Raw genomic sequence first — 7858 nt, forward strand, 5'->3', positions numbered from 1 at the left:
CTCTTGGTGCGCCATGAAAAAATGGATCGGAGCCATCTCGGCTGGCTTATGCTGGCCGCTTCGGCCATCGTTTTACGGAAACTAAAACGGAAAGGTCAGGGGAATATTATTTATGGATAAGCTCTTAGTAGCTATATGGTCAAAATAACAACCCTCAACCGATTTTTTGCCAAAGGTTGGGTTGAAGCCCTTTTTATAGCGCTCCCCATTTCGCTTACGTTTGGATTGGTTGCGTCATTCGGGTTTATAGCGGGTGCGGGTGAAATCATACAGGTCTTTTTTACATCGGACGATTTGAAGAATGAAATTAATCACATTGAATGGTGGATATTTATATCAGGGCTATGCGGGGTTCTGGGTATAGCAGGGATATGGCTAAGGCTTATTTTTCAGGATAAATTGGCAAAAACTGTTGGCTGTTTTAATTTGGTTTACATTCATCCTTTTGTCTACTGGAGTGTTTGGTGTCTTTTGGTTACTTTTAGGCCCAAGTTTCGGGTACGGGCCTTTTGGTGAAGGACGCTCTGATCTATTTTCCTTTTTTCAAGAAGAAAAGTTGTTTGTTTTTGTATGTTTGTGCCTTGCCGCCTATGGAGGATGGTTGGCCTGTACCACAATCAAACCAAACAATCACCCGCTACGTTGAGTAATCTGTCAAAAATGACCGTTAGAATGCGACGAAATTTCTTGTCTTACCGGGCATCTTGGTTATCTAATAGCTAGGATTACCCTTTTATCAAACTGTATCGTGAGCATAGAAAAACAATTCATCCCCCTATCTATTGCCATACTGGTCATCTCGGACACCCGAACCGAAGCCGATGACGTTTCCGGTAAAGCCCTGGTCGAATGCCTCACTGCTGCCGGACATAAGCTGTTTGAAAAAACGATAGTCCCAGACAATATCTACCAAATAAGGGACGTTGTTTCCAACTGGATTGCCTCAGAAGTCGTCAATGTTATTATCACAACGGGCGGAACGGGGGTCACGGGACGGGACGGCACACCCGAAGCTATCATGCCCTTGCTTGATAAAGTACTGGATGGATTTGGCGAAACCTTCAGGATGCTGTCTTACCAGGACATCAAAACTTCGACCATCCAGTCGCGGGCAATTGCCGGCGTTGCCAACGGCACGTATATCTTTTGCTTGCCGGGATCATCCGGGGCTTGCCGTACGGCGTGGAACGGCCTGATAAAGGAACAACTGGATTTTCGTACCCGACCCTGCAATCTGGTGCAGCTCATGCCCAGGCTGATGGAGAGATGACATGAAATCGGTATTTTTATTTCTCGGATCGTTCAGCGCTTTTATGGGCGTGGGGTTGGGCGCTTTTGGTGCCCATGCGTTAAAAACCACCTTGAGCGCGGAAGCGCTCACCATTTACCAAACGGGGATCAATTATCAAATGTGGCATGCCTTGGGACTCGTGGGCATTGCTTGCCTGCAAAATCAAATGCCCGATTCAAGACTCGTGCCTTGGGCGGGTTGGTTTATGTTTATCGGTATCTTGCTGTTTTCTGGTAGCCTGTACCTGCTAGCCCTGTTGGATATACACTGGTTAGGCATGATAACCCCCATAGGCGGAGCCTGTTTCCTGATAGCTTGGCTATTAACCTGCCTCTCCGCCACCCAGAAAAAACCTAACAGCAGGTACCAATAATGCGTGATGCCAATCCCCAAACAGTTTACTTAAAAGATTACAAAGTACCTGATTACCTTATCCATACCGTCGACCTTAATTTTATGCTGGACGAGCAACAGACAAAAGTCATCTCCAGGCTTTCCTTAGTCCGCAATCCCGATAGCCAGTCATCGGAAACAGCATTGATCCTGGCTGGTGAAAACCTCAGTTTAATCCGTATCGTCCTTAACGAGGACATTGAACTAACAGGAGCAAACTACCAATTAACGCCAGAATCGTTAATTATCCATGATGTCCCACAACAGCGGCCCTTCACCCTGACCATCGAAAATGAAATTAATCCGAAAGCCAATACCGCACTGGAAGGCTTATTTTTGTCAAATAACATGTTGTGTACCCAATGCGAAGCGGAAGGTTTCAGGAAAATTACTTATTTTCTCGACCGCCCCGATGTCATGGCTAAATTCACCACCACGCTGGTTGCCGACAAAGGGCGTTATCCGGTGTTGCTGTCCAATGGCAATAAAATCGCCCAAGGCGAGACGGCAGATAACCGTCACTGGGTGACTTGGAAAGATCCTTTCAGCAAACCCTGTTATTTGTTTGCGCTGGTCGCTGGACAATTGGAATGCCTGGCAGACAGCTTCACCACCTTATCCGGGCGAAAAGTCGGTTTGCAGATTTTTGTGGAAAAACACGATATCGATAAATGCGCCCATGCCATGCAATCCTTGAAAAATGCCATGCAGTGGGATGAGCAGGTCTACGGGCGCGAATATGACCTCGACCTGTACATGATTGTTGCCGTCGGCCATTTCAATATGGGCGCTATGGAGAACAAGGGCTTAAACATTTTTAACACCAAATTTGTCCTGGCCCGACCGGATACCGCCACGGACTCAGACTATGAACATATCGAAGGTGTCATCGGGCATGAATATTTTCACAATTGGACAGGCAATCGCATTACGTGCAGGGATTGGTTTCAACTCAGCTTAAAGGAAGGTTTTACCGTATTTCGTGACCAGGAATTTACTGGCGACCGCACGTCCAAAGCGGTAAAACGCATCGAAGATGTCAACATGCTACGGACTAGGCAATTTGCTGAGGATGCCGGCCCCATGGCGCATCCAATCCGGCCTGATGCTTATATAGAAATCAATAATTTCTATACCCTGACCGTTTACGAAAAAGGTGCGGAAGTCGTGCGGATGTTGCACACACTCCTGGGTGCAGAGGGTTTTCGTAAAGGTTGCGATTGTTATTTTCAACGCCATGACGGGCAAGCCGTCACCTGCGATGATTTCGTCACGGCCATGGAAGCTGCCAATGCACGAGATTTAAGCCAATTCCGGCTTTGGTATGGTCAGTCAGGAACCCCTGTAGTGAGTGTTGGGCAAGATTACAACCCATCGGGTAAGGCCCTGACCTTGACTATTCAGCAAAGTTGCCCGCCGACCCCAGGCCAAGCCATAAAAGAACCGCTGCATATGCCCATCACCGTCGGTTTAATTGATAAAAAGGGTGCAACGGTAAAATGCAGGTTACAAGGCCAAGAGAGCGATAAGGATGAGGTCATCCTGCAACTTACCGCCTCCGAGCAATCCTTTACTTTCACGGGCCTGGCAGAAAAGCCGGTCGTATCAATCCTGAGAAATTTTTCCGCGCCCGTCAAATTGGTCATGGAGCGTAGCCTTGATGAACTGGCGTTTTTATTGAGCCATGACAACGACACGTTTAACCGCTGGGAAGCAGGGCAGCTTCTCTCCGGGCAGATTATCGGGGAACTCATTACCGATATACAAAATAACAGAACCCTGCAACTCAAACCGATCATCATTAATGCCTTCAAACAAGTGCTGTCACAATCATGGGATGACTTGTCTTATTTTTCCTTACTGTTAAGCCTACCTTCGGAGGGGTATCTGGCTGAGCAAATGCAGGTTGTAGACGCAGAAGCCATCCACAAAGCCAGGGAATTCGTCGTCTGCACCCTTGCAGGACAGTTACGGACAGAATTGGAAGCCTTGTATCTTGACAATCAACGTGATGAATCAGGACAATTCGATTCCGGCGCAATTGGCCGACGGCGCATTAAAAATATATGTTTGAGTTTCCTCAGCCGATTGGAAAACGAGAAGATTCAACAATGGTCAGAGCAACAATTCAGCACGTCCACGAACATGACAGACAAAATCGCAGCATTGGCGAATATTGTCAATTATCCGCACCCAGCAAAAGAGGAATGTCTGGCTAATTTTTACCAGAAATGGCAGTCAGAAGCGCTGGTTATCGATAAATGGTTCGCCATCCAGTCAGCTAGCCCAATGCCGGATGCCTTTGCTACGGTCAGATCATTAACCGCGCACCCCGCCTTCGATTTAGCAACGCCCAACCGCGTCAGGGCCGTAATCGGTTCATTCACCCAAGCCAACCCGCTACATTTTCATGCTATCAATGGCCAGGGCTATGAATTCCTTGCTAACCATGTAATCGCACTCGATGTCCTGAATCCCCAAGTCGCCTCCCGCATGTTAGGGCCGTTAACCTCATGGCGGCGCTTCGACTCTACCCGGCAAAACCTCATGAAAACACAGTTGGAGCGAGTTATGAACAGTCCGGCTATCTCCAGGGATGTGTATGAAGTGGCTAGTAAAAGTTTGATGTAACCTTTAATGCCCTCTCCCTTTGGGATAGGGATAGGGTGAGGGGTATATTGTGTCGCTACCGCGACGATGTTGATTTAATCGGGTTCTCGCACCCGAGGGCGAAATATTTTTCTTTTCTAGGGCAAGCCACAAGGATGTGGTGAATGTGGAAAATGCAGGAGCATTTTTCCACAAAGAAAAGTATTCAAAAGAAACCCCGCCCGGATGCCGCTTATATCCTGCGCTTCTCGTTTTCAACGGGAGGTGATCGAAGGGGCTTCCTGCCCCTAGCTCACCTCGATTCATCCCTGAATCGCCCCTAACGGGTTATCCCCGCCGAAAACTGCGATGCTCGGCGCGGCATACGGGAGTGGGTGCATATCTTGAGCTGAGGATCGTAGGTTGGCGGTGAGGTACGAACCCCAACGTTTGATGCGCCGAATTGTTGGGCATCCTTACGCCAGCACCAACCTACAAAATACCCAACATACGGGATATGCAAATAAAGCCCGCAATCTGGTGCTTTTAAGAATTCATCAGAAATTGTTGGTCGATAAGCAAAGACATAAATCATCATTCAGTGCATCCAAAAATTAATTAGCTACGTATGGATAATGTACTAAATAACTTTTGAGGAGATAAACTTCCAGCGCTAAACTGATAATAATGAACATAACCCTCAAGTTTTTAACAACGAACGCATCAACTGCGACTTGAAGGGCAAACTTAATTGAATAGTAAATAAATCTTGAATATAGGAGTTACAAAAATGAAAACTGTTAAAAATTTTTTACCTTCGGTGCTTGCTGCCGTTCTCTTGACCATGCTAGGTGCTGGCTCCGCGCAAGCAGAGGATAGCGGTGGTTATGGGAACAGCGGCTATAGCGATTTTAACAACAACTGCGGTGGCAGTAGTTACTTCGGCAGCAGTCTCCAAGTGATCGGTTTGACAAGCGATCAACGCCTTATTTGTTTTAACGAGTTCAATCCGGGAGAGGCAAAAACCATTGATACAGTCACAGGATTCTCAGGAGATACTAAGTTGGTGGGTATTGACTTTCGGGTTCAAGACAAAAGTCTTTATGGAGTTGGCGACAAAGGCGGTGTTTACAAAATCAGTACCAATGACGCTTTTGCTCAAAAAGTGAGCCAGCTAACCGTGCCATTGAATGGCGCCTTTTTTGGCGTTGACTTCAATCCGGCGGCAGACCGCCTGCGGGTTATCAGCAACACCGGACAAAACCTGCGTCATAACGTCAATGCCGGCGGTACCACCATCGTGGACGGAACGCTGAGTTACACTGCACCGGCAACAACAACGGCACTAGGCGTAACCGGCTCGGCATATACCAACAACGACCTTGACCTGAACACGGCAACTACTCTATACGCTCTGGATTCAACGCTTGATCAGGTTGCAATTCAGTCGCCAGCCAATAATGGCACGCTCCAAGCAACGGGTAAGCTGACTGTAAACACTACCCCTTCCGTCGGTTTTGATATTTACAGCACGATTCGCAATGGAACGACCGTCAATATTGAGGGCTTTACGTCGCTGACCTCGTCGGATGACAGGGTAGTACGCTTTTATTCGGTTAGATTATTCTCAGGAAAAGCCACCAGTCGCGGTTCCTTCAGCAGCCAAGATGAGGTGGGTTGATATCGCCATTCCGCTCAATCAGCGATAGCATTTTCGCTGGCGAGACAGAAGCCGAATAACCTTCTCTCTGCTTGCTTGGGCCGATGCCCAAGCAAGCTTTCGCAAAAACAGCGATCCCTTCACTTATTAGTAAAAGTCTGTATTTTTTGGGTGTTATTGACTTAAGAAGATGCCTATATTAGAGTTCCTGGCGTTTTCGTGGCTATATTCTGTATCCAGCGTTGAAGGTACTTTATCAACCTGGCTAGGTGTTTATTTTTACACGGGTGTCCTGACGTGAGCTGTGCGGTCACTTGAACAAAACGCTCATCCCGACAGTCAACGCACGGTCAGGAGCGTTTTTCAACAAACCCATCCCAAACGCGCCATAGAGCACTATCTGCTTCGAAACGGCGTATGAAAGTGCGGCCAAAAACTGGCTGGCGTGCCGTTCATTGAACGGCCGTACGGCAAGTCAATCGTAGGGCGTGGTTAGCCGCGCAAAATCACTATGCCAAAACAACTAATGCTGTTTATGCGCGGCGTAACCCGCCGCATGTGGTGTCATGCGATATGGCGGATTACGACGCGCGGAAACTATTTACTTGTCCGAAGGCTGGATGACTTGCGCGTCTAATCCGCCCTACTATGCTACGACAAATGCACCCATCCCGTATGCCGCGCCGAGCATCGCAGTTTTCGCCGGGGTTAACCCGTTAGGGGCGATTCAGGGATGAATCGCGGTGATCGAGGGACAGGAAGTCCCTTCCAGCAACCCCCGATAAAAACGACGGGGCGCAGGAAGCAAGCGGCATCTGGGGGTCGTTTCTTTTGGATACTTTTCTTTGGACAAGCAAAGAAAAGAAACTCGCCTTCGGGTGCGAGAACCCGATTAAAATCAACCGTCGCGTTAGCGACACATTAGATTTTATTGAAACATTCAAAAAACATTGCGTACGAGGTAACATACCCAATGCCGATTTAGTCCCTTCTCCCTTGAGGGAGAAGGTTAGGATGAGGGGGTATAAACACTTGATTTTAATCTCCTCACCCCAACCCTCTCCAGCAGGAGAGGGAGTTTTCTTCCTTAACTTAACGGCATTGGTTACATACCCTCTCCGACATATGTAAACAAATATAAAAAAACCATGACCCCACACCACCAAATCCAAAGCCTCCTAACCTTTATCGATGCCAGCCCAAGCCCCTGGCATGTCGTCAATACCATAGAATCCCTACTCAAGCCATTCCAATTTAAAAAACTCGATGAAACAACAAGATGGCAGTTACAAGCCGGTGGGCGTTATTATGTCGTGCGCGACGATTCCTCCATCATCCTGTGCGTATTGGGAACAAAACCTTTAATTGACACGGGATTTCGATTGGTCGGCGCACATACCGATTCCCCTGGATTAAGGGTGAAGCCCAACCCCACAAATGGCAATGACGGCTTGCTGAGGTTAGGCGTGGAAATTTACGGTAGCCCCATTCTTGCCACATTTACCGACAGGGATTTAAGCCTTGCCGGACGGATTTGTTTTAAAAACGCCCAGGATCAGATCGACAGCCAATTAATCAAATTCGATGCCCCTTTGTTGCGGTTGCCTAATCTTGCCATACACATGAACCGGAATGTCAATGAAGACGGCTTAAAACTTCATAAACACAATGAGTTACCACTGATTTTGTCGGCATTGTCTGAACAGCAACTGCCTCCTGATTATTTTTTAAGCCTGTTGCAACAGCAATCAGGAATTGATCCTGCACGACTCCTGTCTTGGGATCTGGCGGTGTACGACACCCAAAAAGGTGCTATTTGGGGAGCACAAGAGGAATTTTACAGTAACAGCCAATTGGATAATCTGGCTTCCTGTCATGCCGCCCTGCAAGCCTTACTCGATGATGCTGTGTTACACACTGAAAAC

General features: G+C 47.7%; 6 protein-coding genes and 1 pseudogene. 6 read left to right on the forward strand and 1 reads right to left on the reverse strand.

Features of this window, described 5'->3' with window-relative positions:
• Nucleotides 1–748 precede the first annotated feature (748 nt).
• From moaB to pepN, 3 genes are read left to right on the forward strand one after another with little or no spacing between them, the layout of a single operon-like run.
• Nucleotides 749–1270, forward strand: a complete 522-nt coding sequence (moaB, locus tag ACLQ6D_RS13680) for a molybdenum cofactor biosynthesis protein B (protein WP_411727874.1) — start codon at nt 749–751, stop codon at nt 1268–1270.
• A 1-nt stretch (nt 1271) separates the two neighbouring features.
• The gene (locus tag ACLQ6D_RS13685; protein ID WP_411727875.1) at nt 1272–1664 is read left to right on the forward strand and encodes a DUF423 domain-containing protein; all 393 of its coding nucleotides are present in this window, start codon (nt 1272–1274) and stop codon (nt 1662–1664) included.
• On the forward strand, nt 1664–4315 hold the full coding sequence (gene pepN, locus ACLQ6D_RS13690) for an aminopeptidase N (protein WP_411727876.1): 2652 nt from the start codon (nt 1664–1666) through the stop codon (nt 4313–4315). The genes ACLQ6D_RS13685 and pepN overlap by 1 nt, the downstream gene beginning before the upstream one ends.
• 298 nt (nt 4316–4613) lie before the next feature.
• On the opposite strand, the gene ACLQ6D_RS13695 is transcribed toward pepN, so the two are convergent.
• Nucleotides 4614–4871: a hypothetical protein gene (locus ACLQ6D_RS13695; protein ID WP_411727877.1), complete on the reverse strand. Its 258-nt coding sequence runs from the start codon at nt 4869–4871 to the stop codon at nt 4614–4616.
• Between the two features lie 192 nt (nt 4872–5063).
• Between ACLQ6D_RS13695 and ACLQ6D_RS13700 the strand changes: the two genes are divergently transcribed.
• The 3 genes and pseudogenes from ACLQ6D_RS13700 to ACLQ6D_RS13710 all read left to right on the forward strand — a co-directional run.
• Complete coding sequence (locus ACLQ6D_RS13700; RefSeq protein ID WP_411727878.1) at nt 5064–5954, forward strand: DUF4394 domain-containing protein; 891 nt, start codon at nt 5064–5066, stop codon at nt 5952–5954.
• A gap of 490 nt (nt 5955–6444) precedes the next feature.
• Nucleotides 6445–6570: a hypothetical protein gene (locus ACLQ6D_RS13705; RefSeq protein ID WP_411727879.1), complete on the forward strand. Its 126-nt coding sequence runs from the start codon at nt 6445–6447 to the stop codon at nt 6568–6570.
• 511 nt (nt 6571–7081) lie between these two features.
• Nucleotides 7082–7858 (forward strand): annotated as a pseudogene (locus ACLQ6D_RS13710) (M18 family aminopeptidase); the annotation flags it as partial.

The organism is Methyloglobulus sp., from assembly GCF_046714055.1.
In the GTDB taxonomy this organism is placed as follows: Bacteria; Pseudomonadota; Gammaproteobacteria; order Methylococcales; family Methylomonadaceae; genus Methyloglobulus.